Consider the following 16,352-nt stretch of genomic DNA (forward strand, 5'->3'; position numbering starts at 1 on the left):
ACAATCCCCCAATATGTTGTCATAGTTTTATTTGTACAATACAAATATCTATCTTTAACACAGCCTAAGGAAAAGAATTATTTAACAGTAATATTAAAGTTCCCCACACCCATACTTACATCAAGATAAAGCTTTGATGAAGCCTCCTGATAGTTGGGGGAGTAGTAGTAATCTCCGTTTTTTTTCCATCCCAGTGCAGTTACATTACCTTTGCTGACTAATCCCTCTAATCTTATGGCCACCCCAGCATCCTTGGGAACGATGACATTAATATTTGAGGCACCGGCACTAATTTTTATATCGGATTTTTCATATTCTGTACCTAAAGTTAGCTTTATGTGTCCTGCACCAATATCTAGATCTAAAGCGGCAATTTTAAGATCAGATAAATCAAAATCCCCTGCCACGGCACCAACACTACCTGCAATAGTCCAAACTACATCCTCATGAAATTGAAGGCTATAGTGTTCTGAAGAAGAACCTATATGGTGGACTACATTTCCTGTAGCATCAAAGTCAACAATAACTTCCTTTTTATCATCTTTAAATCTAAAATCACTTCGAATTAGAGCAGGATTAATACAAGCATCCACTAAATGACGGTCATTACCGTTGATATCAACCTTAGCTCCACCAAATTTCAAGTTAATCTTTCCTTTAGTAGTTTCTTCATATTTTTCTATAATAACCTCTTCATAATTTCCAATATTTCTTATTTCATGTCTTTCTTGAAATACAAAGCCATAGGAAAGGAAGATGGCAAAAAATAAAATCCATGTAATAAGGGTGACGATGGGTCGATTTTTAAAAATAATATTGATACCAGCTACAACTAAAAATAAAGGCCAAATCCGAAAAAGAACACCAAAAATTGACCAGTTAATGATACCTAAGTTACTTAACAAAAACAGAAGGCCGATACCAATCAATAGAATACCGTCGGTTAATTTTTCGATATTAATGGTAATCACTTCCTTCCATTAATAATGGTAAAGATACCAAGGACAATCAAAATAGCAGGCCAGAAATTTTTGAATATAAATCTAAATTGAAACAAATACCAAGGAAACTGTGGAAAAAAGTTACGGGTAAAAAAGAAGGCCCCCAGTAAAATCAATAATACGCCAAGAACCCATCGGCTATTATCATTGGTTTCGTAATTTGATGTAGGATGATTTTTTTCTACATTCTCTTCAGATTCTTCTAGTCCCTCCTGAGAAACCCTGTGGTAATAGGGGTTTTTAGGGATGATGATAGCAGCAATAATATAGGCTATTATGCCAGCGCCACCAAAAATAGCAAAAAATACCCATGCCAAGCGAATTATGGTAGGATCTACATCGATGTACTCTGCGATTCCTCCACATACACCGGAAATTTTTTTGTCTCTTTCAGATAAATAAATTTTTTTGCCCATAGAACTTTTTCCTTCTCCCTTCTTAATATCAACTTTAAAAAAGTAAATAAATTAGTATCTGCGGGGCATGATGATGATGGCAATAATATAAGCCAATATACCAGAACCCCCCATTAAAGAAAAGACAACCCAGCCCAATCTTACTAGAGTAGAATCAATGTTAAAATACTCGGCGATCCCTCCGCATACACCAGCTATTTTCTGATCGGCTTCAGAACGATATAATCTTTTTGTCATAGTAAAGCTCCCTTCTAAATATATTCCTTTTATACTTTTATCATAACATAAAACAGGGGTGTTTTATATTGCAACAAACTAATTTTTCATTACAAAATATTACATGATAGTATATGCAAAAAACAATACCACAGTTCTCCTGTGGTAATTTATAAGCAATAGGAAATTATATATAATACTATCTTGTGGATAAATATAATTTCGCTTATTGGTTTCAAAATAAGCAGGTAACCAATTTAGCTTGCTAAATTGTGTTAATCCCTTAGTTGTTTCACCTAAAGTCCACCAATGAATTTTCCAAAGGAAGACTTTTTTATAAAATCAATTCCCCTTCTATGAAACCCTGTACTGTAGGATTTGTAGGATGATAGATAAGGGCCTTTGTTTCATCTCTTTCTAACACTTGGCCATAGTGCATAAAGGCCACTTCCTTACATATTCGTTTAGCCTGTTGGATATTATGGGTTACAATAATAATGGTAGGAGAACATTGTGCATAAAAATTCTTGATTGTTTTTTCCATCATCAAAATAGAAGCAGGGTCTATATTAGCCGTTGGTTCATCTAAAATCAGAAGGGAAGGGCGAAAAATGATGGCCCTAGCCAGCGCAACTTTTTGGGCTTCACCCCCTGAAAGGGTCCAGGCATTTTGATGGGCAATGGCTTTTAGTCCCATTTCTTGGATTAAAGCCTCTACCCGATGAGCTATTTCTTTAGGATGAACACCTCTGATTTTTAAGGGATAAGCAATGTTGTTAAAAACAGAAGTTCTAAGAAGATAGGGTTTTTGAAAGACCATGGTCATATTTCTTAAAATATCAGCACTAAAAGCCTCATCATTATATTTAATTTCTCCAGAAGAAGGGGTGTCTAGCCCTGCTAGTATCTTTACTAGCGTACTTTTTCCAGCTCCATTAGGACCAATGATACCCAGCAGGGCACCACTATCTATCGTAAAGTCATCTATATTTAAAATACATTTATTTTCATAGTATTTGGTTAAAGCAGAAATAGTAACATTCATAGTTAATCACCCTGTTGAAAATGATATAGTAGAGAATTGACAATAAAAGATAACAACAATAATACAATTCCTATGGCAATGGCGGTACCATAATCCCCTTGGTTTCTAAGCATAGCAATGGTTGTCGTCATAACTCTGGTATGACCCTTAATGTTGCCGCCAACAATCATAACAGCACCTACCTCCGAGATGGCTCTACCGTAGCCTGAGACAATACCAGTAAATATATTAATACGAAGCTCCTTCATCAGGAGAATTAAGGTTTGGGTTTTATTGGCACCTAGGGTTTTTGCTAGGTTTTTTATATCATAACCCCTTTCTTTTGTTCCGTTATAAACGATGCCAGTAATGATAGGAGCAATAAGACATATTTGAGCAATAATCATGGCGGTAGGGGTGAAAATTAGGTCTAGAAAACCTAAGGGCCCCCGGCGGGATAACATTAAAAAAACCACTAAGCCAACAATCACTGGTGGGAGACTCATGGCTGTATAAATGAAGCGAATCATCACTTTTTTGAAGGGAAAGGACTTTGTCCCCATAATGATGCCGAGAGGAGTACCAATAAGGGTGGAAATAAAGGTGGAGAGGAGGGAAACGTATAGAGATAAAAAGATAACATCATATACCTCTTTATCCATTGAAAACAACAATTCTATCGCTTGTTTAAATCCTATACTTATTTCCCTCACCTTATGTCCCCCTAACTATTTTGCATTTGGTACAAACAATGATTCTCCAAAGGTGTCTTTGCCGAATTCACCAATTAAACTTTGTGCTTTTTCTGAAAGAATCCATTCGACAAATAGTTGTGCTCCTTCATCATTGATTTTATCATTTTTATCAGGATTAACAGCAATGACCCCATATTGGTTAAAGAGTTTTGTATCTCCTTCAGTAACGACGATTAAATCTAAATCATTTTTCATGGATAAATAGGTTGCTCTATCTGTCAATGTATAGCCTTGAAGCTCATCCGTCATTTGAATAACAGCCCCCATGCCTTGCCCAGCTTCTACATACCAACTGCCAGAGGGCTCAAGGTTTAATTCCTTCCAAAGGTTTAACTCCATCTTATGGGTTCCTGAGTCATCTCCTCTAGAAACAAAGGTAGCTTTTTTTTCATGAATTAACTTAAAAGCCTCTAGTATATCCTGTGGAGCATTAGTAGAAATACCAGCAGGATCATCTGTAGGGCCTATAAGTACAAAATCATTGTACATGACATCAAAACGTTCTAAGCCATGACCTTCAGCAACAAATTCTTCCTCTGAAGCCTTAGCATGGACCAATAACACATCCGCATCTCCGTCCTTACCCATCTGTAGGGCTTGTCCTGTCCCTACTGCTATAACCTTTACTTCTATTCCAGTGGCTTCTGTGAAGGCAGGGAGGATATAATCTAACAAACCGCTGTTGTCTGTACTAGTTGTAGTAGATAACAGAAGGGTGGTATTAGCAGTGGTTGGCGTCTCGTTTTCCACACCATTTGTTTCTTCAGTATCGGTATCAGCAGCCGATGTATCCTGTGGATTTGTACATCCAACAAATATCATCATTAATACTATCATAAAAGTTAAAATGAAAAAAGCCCTACTTTTCTTAAAGTTCATAATTATCCCCCGTTTCTAATTTTTTATCCTTCAGTGAGAATAAAAACTCTCCCTGAATTAAGTTTCATTTTATGTACTAAGTTATGTTAAGCTTGTCTATCGGTTTTAAAGCTTTAACCTACTGCCACCTCCCTATACTATTTTATACATAAAAAACACTCCTATCATAGGGAAGGAGACTAAGGCAGAAAGCAATAAAAAAACGCCTTAGAAAAGGCATTTTCATTAGCAAACAGTAGAGTACTGCTTCCTATAAAACTCCTTTCCACTATGGGAGGCACCATTGTTTCCAATGATACCCTTCGGTCTATCCTCCATTAAGAAATATGCTTATTAGGAATAATAGACTCGGAGATATTTAATGTATAGTATATATTTTAATGAACTTTAAGGGGACTGTCAACAAATTAACACATATTATTTAAAATATTCTAAAAAGTTATCCATTTTAATCATGAAATTGATTTTGCTTATATTCTTTAAATCGTTCTTTAATATCAGGATTGGCAATGAAGAAATTATTTAGGGCATCAATATACTTAAGGACATTAAAATTGATACCATGCTCAATTGTTTCTGTGTTGGTCAAGATTTTTTCCTGAACCCCTAAAATCTTGAGGAACTGGGATACAATGTTATGACGATGGAATAGAGAACAGCCTAATTCTTTTCCTTTATCTGTCAAATGAATAATACCATATTTCTTATAATCTAAAAAACCCAGCTCTGTTAGCTTTTGAACCATTTTAGTGGCAGAGGAGACTTGGACATTCAAGTTTTGGGCCAAAACATTCATCCTTACATAACCATCCTTCATGGCATGACGATAAATCATCTCAAGATAATCCTCCATACTATGGCTTAGTTGTTTTTTTTCTCTTTTTAATAATTCATAGCCCCTGACTGTACGATATTTCTCTCCATTCTTCATGGAAAATCACACCCTTAATATTTTATTTAATATTATGTTTTTTTTTGCATTATATTCATAACACTTTTTAAAGTTTTCATAAGTTAGAGATAGGAAGACTTTAGATATCATAGACATCGTTCTTCATCTTAAATTATCATGGATATACCTCTCTTTTGCAGATAGGTGTTTCATTACTTAATCTATATATGAAAGAAGACCTCAGGAAACTACTTTTAATTAATTCTGTAAATTTGAAAAATAGAGATATATTATGTATAATCTTGATTAGAAAATAATAATAAAAAACTATTTTATAAGAAAGTAAGGAGAGAAGCTATGAGATATGAAGGAAGTGTATATCGACCACCTAGTGAGGCCTATAGTCTAATCATACAGGTAACCATTGGTTGCTCCCATAACCAATGTACTTTTTGCAGTATGTACAAGGATAAAAACTTTCGCATACGAAGCTTGGAAGAGATTATAGAGGACTTACATAGGGCAAGAAATCACTATGAAAAAGTAAAGAGAATTTTTTTAGCCGATGGTAATGCCTTAGTATTAAAAAACCAGGATTTAAAAGGAATCCTCTTAAAAATTCAAGAACTGTTCCCTGAATGTGAGCGGGTAGGAATTTATAGCAGTCCTAAGGATATTTTAAGAAAAAGTGGGGAAGAACTGAAGGAATTAAGGGATTGTGGCCTGGCTATTGCTTATCTAGGTGTGGAATCTGGTAGTGATAGAATCCTAAGGAATATTAAAAAAGGGGTTAATGCCAAGGAGATGGTGGAGGCAGGACAGAGGATTGTAGCATCGGGTATAAAATTATCCATTACCCTGATATCTGGATTAGGTGGGAAGGAAAACTGGAGGGAACATGCTATAGAATCTGCTAAGGTAATCAATGTCATCAATCCCGATTATTTAGGACTATTAACCCTATTGGTAGACCCCCATACCGAAATCCATAGGGAGATTCAAGAGGGCAGGTTTCAATTATTAAGTCCTCAGGAAGTGATGATGGAAACAGAAGAACTTTTAAAAAGCCTTAAGGTAGAAAATTGTATTTTTAGAAGCAACCATGCTTCTAATTATGTGGCATTGGCTGGGACCCTTCCCCAGGATAAGGAAAGACTACTACAGGAAATAAGGGCAGTGATAGATGGAGAAGATGAAGATTACAAGTATGAAGGACTTAGAAGACTATAGATAGGGTATCAACTTAATATTGACAGGAGAATGTGTCATATACAACTGTGGTAAAGATAAAAAGCATAGAAAGGACTGAATTCTTCCTATGCTTTTTATTTATTTAGCAGTATTTAATAGCTTAGCAAACCAATTATGTTTACTATCTTTTTGTATTTTATGGACCTGGTCAAGCTCAATGTGGTGGCTATTACAAATATTTAATACAGCCTCTTTTAATTCACAGGGAAATTCTGCAGCTATACCACAGCTGGAGCTGACTTTTCTTGGTACTGGCATTAGTTTTACAGCTACATTATTTTCTTTTAGTACTTTTTCTGTGTTTAAAGCATGATGGGTGGTATGAAAGGTCAGTACACAATAATAATCCTTCAAAATCATCACCTATTTCTTTATTAGTAAAGCATATCCATCACCTGATTCTTCTATATCCACATGAAGGCCTTGATTTAAAACAAAACGTCTAATGTTTTCTACTGCCACCATTGAGTCCACTAATACTTGGAGACCTTCTTCAACAAAATTTTCAATAGCTTGCTTTGTCATTACAACTGGCTCTGGACAGGATCTTCCTCTAGCATCAATAATTTTATACATTGGTACCAATACCTCCTTTAACAGTAGATCTCTCTTTGTTTACACTCTTTACAACACTATAACCGATGGTTAAAACAACAAGAAGTCCAATAATGACAGCAATTTTACCATTTAGGCCAACCCCTTGAGGACTTGCTGCCAAGGCAAAATTATGGGCAAAGGCAGCTCCCACCATTAACCCAAAGATAGTTATAGCTGCATCTGTGTCTCCCTCACCAGCCAATATTGTCTGTCTTAAGGGACATCCCCCTAAAAATACTGCTGCTATTCCAGCTAAAGTCATTCCTAGAAAGTTCCATACATGATCATTGTGGGCTATAGCCTGACCTTCAAACCCAATTTTAAAGGTTTCAAAGTTGAAAATAAGGTTTCCAATAAGTGTAAATAAAAATATTCCAATAAGTCCCCATAGATAATGAAAATCCTTGATTAAAATGATGTCACGAATACCCCCGGCTGTGCATAGTCTTGTTCTTTGTAAAACAGCCCCCACAGCTAATCCAGCCCCCAGTGCTAATATTATCGGTGCTGTCATAGATCCAGGACCACTTTCACTAAAGAAAATAAAGGCTGGAGCTGTTAACAATAAAACTAGGATAGCTATTGCAAAAGCAGGTGTGGTATACCCACCTACATCAGCTTGTTTAGAACTTTTACCCAGGGTAAAGCCCCTCTTTAAAAACTGAATACCTATCCAAATTCCTGCAACGTAGCCAAATAAACCAATAAAGGCATTTAAATCTCCATTGGCAAGACGAAGGATCATCCTTAAAGGACAGCCTAAAAATACTAGGGCACCAATCATTAAAAAGAAACCTAGAATAAATCGAAGTAGGGGAGCAGAACCACCTCTAGCCTTAAACTCTCCCTTGACCTTGGCCATTCCGAAGGCTCCTAAAATAAAGCCTGGAATTTCTGGTCTCAAATACTGAACAATGGCAGCCCTATGTAAACCTAAGCCTCCTGCTATGTCCCTAAAAAAACAGGCTACACAGATTCCCATGTTCACGGGATTGCCGAACTTTACTAAAATCGCTGCCAATAAACCTATCAAGCCTCCTGATGCAATAATTTTTCCTTTTTCTTGGTTCATTTTTGTTTCCCTCCATTTCATCTTTCCTTCACTGTCATTATATTAATTTTTTAACAAACTTAAAAATTAAAATTTACAATAAATGGTTATAAATAGATAGAGAATTTCTATAGGGTAATCAATGGTTAAATAAACTGGGGTTTAGAGACTTTATAAATAGAAGGCGTTAATAAAAGTTAATATGTTCTTTCACACCGAATATTTTAAAAGGGAAGGGGGAGATAGGATGGAGAGAAGAAAAAATTATGTGTGGAAGAAGAAGGGTTTTTTAGGTCATATTATTCTACATTCCAGCAAAAAACAGGAAAATTATAAAATACACTTTTTGGGAGCTGAGGAATTAGGAGAAAATAATTACAAAGTTCATCTAATGTATTGTTATAAAATAGGGTCCCCACAATCCGGGATAGGGTTGTGTAGCGTAAATATGAGTATTAATATTGAGATTGGAGAAAAGGTTAGATTTGAAGGTTTTTTCGGTATTATAGAAGAGTTGGTGGTAGAGTATAAGGAAGAAGACTGTAGATGTTATAATAAATTTTTCCCTATAAAACATATTAAATTTTTATCTATACAAAAGGATTACATTGAATATGAGGTTCATAGCTATTAAAGGTAAATTTCCATCTAAAAGCAGGTAATTGTTCTTTAAAAGAGAAGTAATACAGTAGAAAATATTGAATTTTAAGATGATGCACATATGGATAAAAGGCGGTGAAAAAATGCCTAGAAAAAAACTTACACTGATTACAGGCACAGAACAAACAAGACTAACCCTAACAAAACAGCTACAGGAATATCTCTCAGATATGGTAACGATCAAGAGCTATGCCATCGATGAGGGAATACCCAATAGGGTTACAGAGGGTTTGGTTGTTTTGTCTAGTTATCTTGTTCAGGAGGAATTAATGAATTTGGAGCTACTGGGGGATGGGTGCGACATCGTCGTTGCCCAAAGAACCATCAGCTATGATTGTATAGACGAAATTGTTCTGCTTCCTAAGGGAAGGGAGGTACTATTTGTTAACGACGCCCAAGCCTCTGCCCATGAAGGGATTTATATCCTCCAAAAGCTTGGGGTGGATTACTTAAAGTTTACACCCTATTTTCCCGGGATGGATGAAGTAAAGACGGATATAGATATTGCCATTACCCCTGGGGAGATAGACAAGGTTCCCAGCTTTATTAAAAAGATTGTGGATATAGGACCGAGGATTATGGATTTTACCACCATCACAAAAATCCTATATCAACTTAACCTTCTAGATTATAAGGCGGAGGATTTATCCGATAAATATTTAGAAAAAATTATTAATATGGCAAAGCGCTTAGCACAATTTACCAATGAAATAGCCCATCTCAATGAACATCTAAGCCTTGTACTAGATGGCTTAAATGATGGGCTGTTGGTCTATGATTTACAGGGCTCCATCAGTGTTTTAAATGAGAATTTGAAAAGGATGTTGAAGATTGCTAATAGCAATCCTACTGGGAAAAATACAAAAGAAGTTATCTATAACAAAGCCCTGTTGAGATTTCTAATGGATAAGTCTATAGAGGGGGACAAAATCTTTTCTCTAGACGGTCTAGAAATTCTTATCAGAAAGCTATATCTATCCAATAGCAATCATATTATAGCTACCTTTAAAAGCATTAAGGAAACAATGGAAACCAATGATAGAATCAAGCAGGAGCTGATGAAAAAGGGTCACTATGCCAAATACACCTTTGAAGATATTATAGGAGGTAGTAATAAAATCATCAAAGTAAAACAAATTGCTCAAAAGCTTTCCACTACAGATTTAACCATATTAATTGAAGGAGAAAGTGGGACGGGGAAGGAACTGTTTGCCAGCGCTATCCATCATGCGTCCAAAAGGAAAAAAGGACCTTTTTTAGCAGTAAACTTTAGTTCTCTTCCAGATGAACTGATAGAAAGTGAATTATTTGGCTATGAAGAAGGAGCCTTTACTGGTGCCAAAAAAGGTGGTAAGGCAGGGATATTTGAGGAGGCTGATGGAGGTACGATTTTTCTAGATGAAATTGGTGATATCTCCATGAAGGTACAGGCTAGACTTTTAAGGGTATTACAGGAAAAAGAAGTAATGCGGATTGGCGGTCACCATATTAAATCTGTGGATGTAAGAATAATTGCTGCCACCAATAGAGATTTATCCCAGATGGTTAAGGAGAAGTCCTTTAGAGAGGATTTATATTATCGCTTGAAAATGGGGTACATGAAGCTCCCACCACTACGGGAAAGAAAAGAAGATCTCCAGCTCCTCATTGATTATTTTATCAAGATTGAGTCGGGGGAAAGCATTGTTATCCAAGAAGATGCCTTAGGAAAGCTATTTAAGTATGATTGGTACGGTAATGTAAGGGAGTTGGAAAATATTTTAAGTTATATGCTGGCGGTAAGAGAAAATAATCACTTAACTATAGAGGATATTCCCGACAAGGGCTTTTTCATAACCACCTCCAATCATGGAAAGGAACTAGAAAAAGAGCCTCCACCGGTATTAAAAGAAGATATGGTATATTTATTAAAGAAAATATACGAATTGAATCAAAAAAAACTACTGGTGGGACGAGAAAAACTGGCGGAAGTCAGTAAAATCACCTCCTACCCCATGACCCCAGCCCAAATCCGAGGGAGACTAGATGAACTTGAAAGACTTGATTTTATCAAGAAAAAAAGAGGTAAGCATGGAACCATTGTAACTCAGAAGGGAGAAAAATATTTAATGGCACTATTTGGCGATGAATTGGCTTTGTAATGGTGACCGTTTAAACCTCAAATAGAATGAGGAACTAGGAAAACAAATAATATTCCCATGAATATATAAATAATAAATCTATTTTAAACCTATTAAATGATTATTGTTTTAACTGTTTGACACAAAGTAAACCTTTTGATAAATAAAGGGAAACTTTGTGTCAATTTATTGGCATGAAAAATGCATGTATATAGAAGAGCAAAGGCTTTATCTATTATTTTTAAAGAATAGGCTATGTTAAAGATAGATGTTGATATTGTATAAATAAAATCATGACAAGATACTGAGTAATTGTCACTCTGAGGATAACGAAGAGTCTTAGATCCTTCCACTGCCTCAGGATGCCAGAATCCAAGAATTCATACAATGCTAAAATCAACAATAGTGTTTAACAGAGCCAAAGAATAAAGGGGGGTTCCTTCATGTCAACAGAAGTAAAAGATGTAAAAGCAAAAAAAAGAAGTTGGGATATGCCAGATAGCTACGTTATCATTTTCTTTGTAGTTGTTTTGGCAGCATTATTAACTTATGTTATTCCTTTAGGGCAGTTTGATGTACTTTATAGGGCCTATGATCCTGAAGGCAATGTGGTGGCGGAGGTTATAGATGGAGAAGTAGTGGAATTTACAGTGAACAATGCAGCCTATAGGATTGATGCATCAGGAGATAGGACGGAGATTTATAAAGCAGGGGAAGAAGATTCTATCGGGAATATACGAAAAAATAGAGCAAGAGCTGTGGAAGTAACAGAGGGGGAAACAGTACAATTTACAGCCCTACAGGAGTATGGCGAATATATCTCTTCTGGAGAGAAGCAAGGTATTAAGCTTTTTGAAAAATGGGGTGGTGTAGGTTTCTTAAATTATGCCTTTGAAGGTATGGTAAAAGGAGATAAGTGGGGCTCAGCGGTGGGTGTTGTTGCCTTTATCTTGATTGTTGGTGGAGCCTTTGGTATTATTTTGAAAACTGGAGCAGTAGAAGCTGGTATTTTAAATATGATTAAGAGAACAAAGGGAACTGAAGTGCTGATTATACCAATTTTATTCTTCTTATTTGCCTTAGGCGGAGCTGTATTCGGGATGGGAGAAGAAGCTATACCCTTTGCCATGATTATTGTACCACTGGTGATAGCCATGGGCTATGATGCCATTGTAGGCATCATGATAACCTATGTGGCCACCCAAATAGGCTTTGCCACTTCCTGGATGAATCCCTTCAGTGTTGCTATTGCTCAAGGGGTGGCGGGTGTACCAGTATTATCTGGAGCAGGCTTCAGAATATTTATGTTTATTATATTTACTGCTGCAGGTATCGCCTTTACATGGATTTATGCCATGAAAATAAAAAAGGACCCTACAAAGTCTGTAGCCTATGAAAGTGATGCTTATTACAGAAATGATTTTAAGCAAAAGGATTTAGAAGAGGTTAAATTTACAACCGGTCATGGTTTAGTATTATTAACAATTTTATTAGGTATTATATGGGTTATTTGGGGTGTAAATCAATATGAGTACTATATTCCAGAGATTGCGGCTATCTTCTTCACTATGGGGTTGGTCTCAGGGATTATAGGGGTTCTTTTCAAGCTTAACAATATGGGGGTTAATGATATTGCAGATGGATTTAGAGATGGTGCCAAGGATTTAGTAGGAGCAGCTATGATCGTAGGTATGGCTCAAGGTATTGTATTGGTTTTAGGAGACTCTTCTCCAACTACAGATACAGTATTGAATACAATCTTACATGGTATGGCCAATGTATTAGGTGGGTTATCTACTGCTGTAACAGCTTGGCTAATGTTTATCTTCCAATCTGTTTTTAACTTCTTTGTTGTTTCAGGTTCCGGACAGGCGGCTATTACCATGCCATTAATGGCACCGTTGGCACAGATTTTAGGGGTTAGCAAGCAAATCGCTGTATTGGCCTTCCAACTAGGGGATGGGCTTACAAACCTAATTGTACCTACCTCTGGATGTTTGATGGGGGTACTGGGGGTTGCTAGATTGGATTGGGTAAAATGGGCTAAATTCCAAATCAAGTTTCAGGGCATGCTATTCCTATTAGCATCTATTTTCATGATTGCAGCTGTAGTTATGGGTTTAAACTAGAAATTTTTCATAGATGGGAGTAATATTCATGCTAAAAGTAATTAAAAATGGAGAAGTGTATGGACCACATTATCTAGGAAAAAAGGATATTTTCCTTGCCCACAACAAAATTGCATCGATTGCTGATGAAATTAACATTCCCGAGGGAATCATTGACATAGAGGTTATTGATGGGACTGGCAAACTGGTTATACCTGGATTAATAGATTCTCATGTTCATATAGCTGGTGGAGGTGGGGAAGGGAGTTTCAAAACAAGAACCCCAGAAATCCAACTGTCAGACATTACTAAGGGGGGTGTTACTACTGTTGTTGGATGCTTAGGAACTGATGGGACAACAAGAAATATGTTGAATCTTTTAGCAAAGGCTAGAGGGTTAGAGGAAGAAGGAATTACTACCTATATTTATACAGGCTCCTACCAAATTCCTATTAAGACAGTTACTGATAAAATAGAGGATGATATTGTTATTATAGATAAGATAATTGGTGTAGGAGAGATAGCCCTATCTGATCATCGTTCTTCTCAACCAACGGTACAGGAGCTAAAAAGGTTAGCTGCTGCTGCAAGAATGGGGGGGATTCTATCGGGAAAAGCAGGTATTGTAAATGTACATTTGGGGGATGGAGAAGAAGCCATTGAATTGATTGAAGAGGTGGCAAAGACTACAGAAATTCCTATAAAACAATTTTTACCTACCCATATGAATCGCAATGAATATTTGTTTCAGAAGGCTATATGCTATGGTCAAAGGGGAGGCTTGATTGACCTCACCACCAGTACTACACCAAAGTTTCTAGAAGAAGGAGAGATAAAGTCCAGTAGGGGGTTAAAAATACTATTAGAAAAAAAGGTTCCTATTGAAAATATTACCTTTAGTTCAGATGGTCAAGGAAGTCTGCCAGCCTTTGATGAAAATGGAGAATATGTGGGATTACAAGTAGGTAAGGTCACCTCTTTATATGCAGCAGTAAGGGAGACTGTTGTAGAGGAGAAGGTTCCTATGGAGGTAGCCCTACAGGTAGCCACATGTAATCCAGCCAATATCTTAAAGCTGTCTAAAAAGGGATATATTAAAGAAAATTATGATGCAGATATTGTCCTTCTGGATAAAGATTCCTTAGAAATTGATACGGTTATTGCTTTAGGTAAGGTAATGATTGAAAAGGGAGAAGTAAAGGTAAAGGGAACCTTTGAAGGATAAATAGTGTCTAGGGGAGGGTTTTGTTATTTTCAATTGCATAGTACAAACACCTCTGTTTTATACTATAATAATAGGAGGTGGTAAAGTGACGAAGGCGATTGGCAAAGGAAAAAGAGAGAAAAATAGATCTGGAAAAGTAGGTAAGACCATGGATCAAATTGATACTAAGGGAGCAACAACAGCGAAAAAGCCACCAAAGTAAAAAGCTAAGGAGATTACTAATGAAAAAACTAGGGAGAGAATTTTATAATAGACCTACTTTAGAGGTGGCAAAGGATTTGCTTGGAAAATATTTGGTTCACCATAGGGGAGGAAAGCAACTTATAGGTAAAATTGTAGAAACAGAGGCTTATATGGCGGATTTAGACAAGGCATGTCATGCCTACAATAATAAGCTGACCCCTAGGACTCAAGTATTGTTTGGCCTCCCTGGTACTGCCTATGTATATTTGATTTATGGGATGTACCATTGCTTTAATGTAGTTACAGAGGAAGAAGGTAAAGGAGCGGCAGTATTGATAAGGGCTATTGAACCTATAGAAGGACTAGAAACCATGGGAGTAAACAGATATAAAAAATCCTTTCATGATGTATCTAAGTCTCAGCTAAAAAATCTAACCAATGGTCCCGGCAAGCTTTGTATAGCCATGGAAATCACCAAAGCAAATAATGAAATGGATCTCTGTGGAGATAGGTTATACATAAGGGAGGCTGATGAAAAAGCATCTTTAGATATTGTAACAACAACTCGGATTAATATAGATTATGCAGAGGAAGCCATTGATTTTCCTTGGCGTTTTTATATAAAAGATAATCCCTATGTCTCAAAAAAATAAGCCATTGCCCTAGAGCAATGGCTTTGTAACTTTTATGGTGTTTTATAGAATTTTATGGCTTTGCTTATGGACATACATTCGATTATCGGCTATTTTGAAAAGTGCCTTCATGGTACATGCATCCGTTGGATAATGGGCTACACCATAACTAAATTCAATATAAATGCAAGCAGATTCTACTTGTAATGGATGGTGCTCGAAGTGTCTATTTATTTTTTCGATAATAATTTCTATAGTCTCTAAGTCCGTATAAAGAAAAGCTCCTAAAAATTCATCACCACCATAACGACCTAGAATATCACAATCACGGATATTATTTTTAATTCCAAGGGCAAACTGTTTAATGAGCAGATCTCCTACCTGATGACCAAAGGTGTCATTGGTCATTTTTAAATTATTTAAATCAAACACTACTAAAGAGAAGGTTTCCTTATACCTTTCGGCCTTCTTAAATAAAGCTTCAAATACCTCTTCAAAATAATAACGATTATAGATATCGGTTAAACGATCATATTTTAATAAATAAAGCATTTTGTCCAGTAATTCATGATTTCGAATAGCTGTGCTTATTTGTTTAGAGAAATAATCCATAAAGGCTACGTCCATATCTGTAAAGCCGTTGGGGTTTTTGCTATCAACATTAATAATACCGTATAATTTATTATCCACTTTAATAGGTGCACAAATAACTGCTTTAGTAGTAAAGGCATTAGCCTTTTGGAGTTTGGCATAAATATTTGGATCAAGGGTATTTTCATCAAATTCCTCAACATTTCTAATGATACAGGCTTTAGATGTATTTCTCTTATTATTTTTATACAAGAAAGAATCTTCTAATTTTATATAAAGGTTTTTAAACTTTTCATAATCAAAGCCCACTAAAGCTTCATATTGCAAATTATTATTATCATCTAAAATCAATAGACTTCCCATTTCTGCATCGTCAATGGATTCTACAGCTTTTTGAAGAATTAATTGAAACAGTTGATGGGTATTTTCAATGGTTAAGATAGAATCACTGATTTCTATAACACTTTCTAAAATTTTTTTGTTTTTTTCATGACTAGAGCCCTGTATATTTAATTGTGTAAGGATGAACCTGTATATAGTTAAGGAAATACCAATTGTTACAATAGAAATAACAAAAGTAATAAAAAAACCATATTTCACTTTAATATTGGTTGGTAGGATAAAAATATAAGAAAGTAATATAAAACTATACAAAGCAACAACTTTCAAGATAAAAGCAGAAGCAGATTTCTTCATTGCAACACCTCGTCAACTTGAGTTTTACTAGTGATGTAGTAGGTCTAAAGAATCT

Annotated in this window: 17 protein-coding genes and 1 riboswitch; of the genes, 6 read left to right on the forward strand and 11 right to left on the reverse strand. The window is 35.9% G+C overall.

All coding sequences use genetic code 11. The features are described 5' to 3' along the window. Positions 1-77: 77 nt before the first annotated feature. From BLS22_RS04775 to BLS22_RS04805, 7 genes are all read right to left on the reverse strand, one after another. Positions 78-971 carry a LiaI-LiaF-like domain-containing protein gene (locus BLS22_RS04775; protein WP_090551068.1) on the reverse strand — a complete coding sequence of 298 codons (894 nt, stop codon included), beginning with the start codon at positions 969-971 and terminating at the stop codon, positions 78-80. After that, the gene (locus tag BLS22_RS04780) at positions 968-1,417 is read right to left on the reverse strand and encodes a PspC domain-containing protein (RefSeq protein WP_090551071.1); all 450 of its coding nucleotides are present in this window, start codon (positions 1,415-1,417) and stop codon (positions 968-970) included. Before BLS22_RS04780 ends, BLS22_RS04775 begins: the two co-directional genes overlap by 4 nt. 51 nt (positions 1,418-1,468) lie before the next feature. Continuing rightward, positions 1,469-1,654 (reverse strand): PspC domain-containing protein, encoded by a 186-nt coding sequence (locus BLS22_RS04785; protein ID WP_090551075.1) that lies wholly within the window; start codon positions 1,652-1,654, stop codon positions 1,469-1,471. Between the two features lie 313 nt (positions 1,655-1,967). Beyond that, positions 1,968-2,678, reverse strand: coding sequence for an ATP-binding cassette domain-containing protein (locus BLS22_RS04790; protein ID WP_090551078.1), 711 nt, complete (start codon positions 2,676-2,678; stop codon positions 1,968-1,970). Between the two features lie 2 nt (positions 2,679-2,680). Continuing rightward, positions 2,681-3,370, reverse strand: coding sequence for an ABC transporter permease (locus BLS22_RS04795; RefSeq protein ID WP_330386463.1), 690 nt, complete (start codon positions 3,368-3,370; stop codon positions 2,681-2,683). Between the two features lie 15 nt (positions 3,371-3,385). Further along, entirely contained in the window at positions 3,386-4,291 is a 906-nt protein-coding gene (locus BLS22_RS04800) for an ABC transporter substrate-binding protein (RefSeq protein ID WP_244269459.1), read from the reverse strand. A 242-nt stretch (positions 4,292-4,533) separates the two neighbouring features. Continuing rightward, a riboswitch (molybdenum cofactor riboswitch) is annotated at positions 4,534-4,657 on the reverse strand. Between the two features lie 82 nt (positions 4,658-4,739). Beyond that, a complete protein-coding gene (locus tag BLS22_RS04805) occupies positions 4,740-5,222 on the reverse strand; it encodes an iron dependent repressor, metal binding and dimerization domain protein (RefSeq protein ID WP_090551080.1) in 483 nt (160 codons plus the stop codon). Positions 5,223-5,540: 318 nt separating this feature from the next. Here BLS22_RS04805 and BLS22_RS04810 point away from each other — a divergent pair, with 318 nt between their 5' ends. Further along, positions 5,541-6,413, forward strand: a complete 873-nt coding sequence (locus BLS22_RS04810; protein ID WP_090551083.1) for a radical SAM protein — start codon at positions 5,541-5,543, stop codon at positions 6,411-6,413. Between the two features lie 99 nt (positions 6,414-6,512). Here the strand turns inward: BLS22_RS04810 and BLS22_RS04815 are convergent, their stop codons facing one another. From BLS22_RS04815 to yedE, 3 genes are read right to left on the reverse strand one after another with little or no spacing between them, the layout of a single operon-like run. Beyond that, positions 6,513-6,794 carry a putative Se/S carrier protein gene (locus tag BLS22_RS04815; RefSeq protein WP_090551086.1) on the reverse strand — a complete coding sequence of 94 codons (282 nt, stop codon included), beginning with the start codon at positions 6,792-6,794 and terminating at the stop codon, positions 6,513-6,515. 3 nt (positions 6,795-6,797) lie between these two features. Further along, on the reverse strand, positions 6,798-7,010 hold the full coding sequence (locus BLS22_RS04820) for a sulfurtransferase TusA family protein (protein ID WP_090551090.1): 213 nt from the start codon (positions 7,008-7,010) through the stop codon (positions 6,798-6,800). Further along, entirely contained in the window at positions 7,003-8,103 is a 1,101-nt protein-coding gene (yedE, locus tag BLS22_RS04825) for a YedE family putative selenium transporter (RefSeq protein WP_090551093.1), read from the reverse strand. Before yedE ends, BLS22_RS04820 begins: the two co-directional genes overlap by 8 nt. Before the next feature lie 226 nt (positions 8,104-8,329). Between yedE and BLS22_RS04830 the strand changes: the two genes are divergently transcribed. The 5 genes from BLS22_RS04830 to BLS22_RS04850 all read left to right on the forward strand — a co-directional run bounded on the left by BLS22_RS04830 (position 8,330) and on the right by BLS22_RS04850 (position 15,031). Then, entirely contained in the window at positions 8,330-8,716 is a 387-nt protein-coding gene (locus tag BLS22_RS04830) for a hypothetical protein (RefSeq protein WP_090551096.1), read from the forward strand. A gap of 109 nt (positions 8,717-8,825) precedes the next feature. After that, a complete protein-coding gene (locus tag BLS22_RS04835) occupies positions 8,826-10,883 on the forward strand; it encodes a sigma-54 interaction domain-containing protein (RefSeq protein WP_090551099.1) in 2,058 nt (685 codons plus the stop codon). Between the two features lie 422 nt (positions 10,884-11,305). Further along, on the forward strand, positions 11,306-12,991 hold the full coding sequence (gene yfcC, locus BLS22_RS04840) for a putative basic amino acid antiporter YfcC (protein WP_143011249.1): 1,686 nt from the start codon (positions 11,306-11,308) through the stop codon (positions 12,989-12,991). Positions 12,992-13,019: 28 nt separating this feature from the next. Next, positions 13,020-14,195: a beta-aspartyl-peptidase gene (gene iadA, locus BLS22_RS04845; RefSeq protein ID WP_090551102.1), complete on the forward strand. Its 1,176-nt coding sequence runs from the start codon at positions 13,020-13,022 to the stop codon at positions 14,193-14,195. A gap of 221 nt (positions 14,196-14,416) precedes the next feature. After that, positions 14,417-15,031 (forward strand): DNA-3-methyladenine glycosylase, encoded by a 615-nt coding sequence (locus BLS22_RS04850; RefSeq protein WP_090551104.1) that lies wholly within the window; start codon positions 14,417-14,419, stop codon positions 15,029-15,031. A 42-nt stretch (positions 15,032-15,073) separates the two neighbouring features. Here BLS22_RS04850 and BLS22_RS04855 read toward each other — a convergent pair whose 3' ends face one another. Beyond that, positions 15,074-16,297 carry a sensor domain-containing diguanylate cyclase gene (locus BLS22_RS04855; protein ID WP_090551107.1) on the reverse strand — a complete coding sequence of 408 codons (1,224 nt, stop codon included), beginning with the start codon at positions 16,295-16,297 and terminating at the stop codon, positions 15,074-15,076. Positions 16,298-16,352 lie beyond the last annotated feature (55 nt).

This window comes from Natronincola ferrireducens (assembly GCF_900100845.1).
In the GTDB taxonomy this organism is placed as follows: Bacteria; Bacillota; Clostridia; order Peptostreptococcales; family Natronincolaceae; genus Natronincola_B; species Natronincola_B ferrireducens.

Excerpts from the sequence above, each read along its gene's own strand:
- BLS22_RS04780 (WP_090551071.1), bottom strand. The coding sequence starts at position 1,417 with ATGGGCAAAAAAATTTATTTATCTGAAAGAGACAAAAAAATTTCCGGT.
- BLS22_RS04785 (WP_090551075.1), bottom strand. The coding sequence starts at position 1,654 with ATGACAAAAAGATTATATCGTTCTGAAGCCGATCAGAAAATAGCTGGT.
- BLS22_RS04790 (WP_090551078.1), bottom strand. The coding sequence starts at position 2,678 with ATGAATGTTACTATTTCTGCTTTAACCAAATACTATGAAAATAAATGT.
- BLS22_RS04800 (WP_244269459.1), bottom strand. The coding sequence starts at position 4,291 with ATGAACTTTAAGAAAAGTAGGGCTTTTTTCATTTTAACTTTTATGATA.
- BLS22_RS04805 (WP_090551080.1), bottom strand. The coding sequence starts at position 5,222 with ATGAAGAATGGAGAGAAATATCGTACAGTCAGGGGCTATGAATTATTA.
- BLS22_RS04810 (WP_090551083.1), top strand. The coding sequence starts at position 5,541 with ATGAGATATGAAGGAAGTGTATATCGACCACCTAGTGAGGCCTATAGT.
- BLS22_RS04815 (WP_090551086.1), bottom strand. The coding sequence starts at position 6,794 with ATGATTTTGAAGGATTATTATTGTGTACTGACCTTTCATACCACCCAT.
- BLS22_RS04820 (WP_090551090.1), bottom strand. The coding sequence starts at position 7,010 with ATGTATAAAATTATTGATGCTAGAGGAAGATCCTGTCCAGAGCCAGTT.
- yedE (WP_090551093.1), bottom strand. The coding sequence starts at position 8,103 with ATGAACCAAGAAAAAGGAAAAATTATTGCATCAGGAGGCTTGATAGGT.
- BLS22_RS04830 (WP_090551096.1), top strand. The coding sequence starts at position 8,330 with ATGGAGAGAAGAAAAAATTATGTGTGGAAGAAGAAGGGTTTTTTAGGT.
- BLS22_RS04835 (WP_090551099.1), top strand. The coding sequence starts at position 8,826 with ATGCCTAGAAAAAAACTTACACTGATTACAGGCACAGAACAAACAAGA.
- yfcC (WP_143011249.1), top strand. The coding sequence starts at position 11,306 with ATGTCAACAGAAGTAAAAGATGTAAAAGCAAAAAAAAGAAGTTGGGAT.
- iadA (WP_090551102.1), top strand. The coding sequence starts at position 13,020 with ATGCTAAAAGTAATTAAAAATGGAGAAGTGTATGGACCACATTATCTA.
- BLS22_RS04850 (WP_090551104.1), top strand. The coding sequence starts at position 14,417 with ATGAAAAAACTAGGGAGAGAATTTTATAATAGACCTACTTTAGAGGTG.
- BLS22_RS04855 (WP_090551107.1), bottom strand. The coding sequence starts at position 16,297 with ATGAAGAAATCTGCTTCTGCTTTTATCTTGAAAGTTGTTGCTTTGTAT.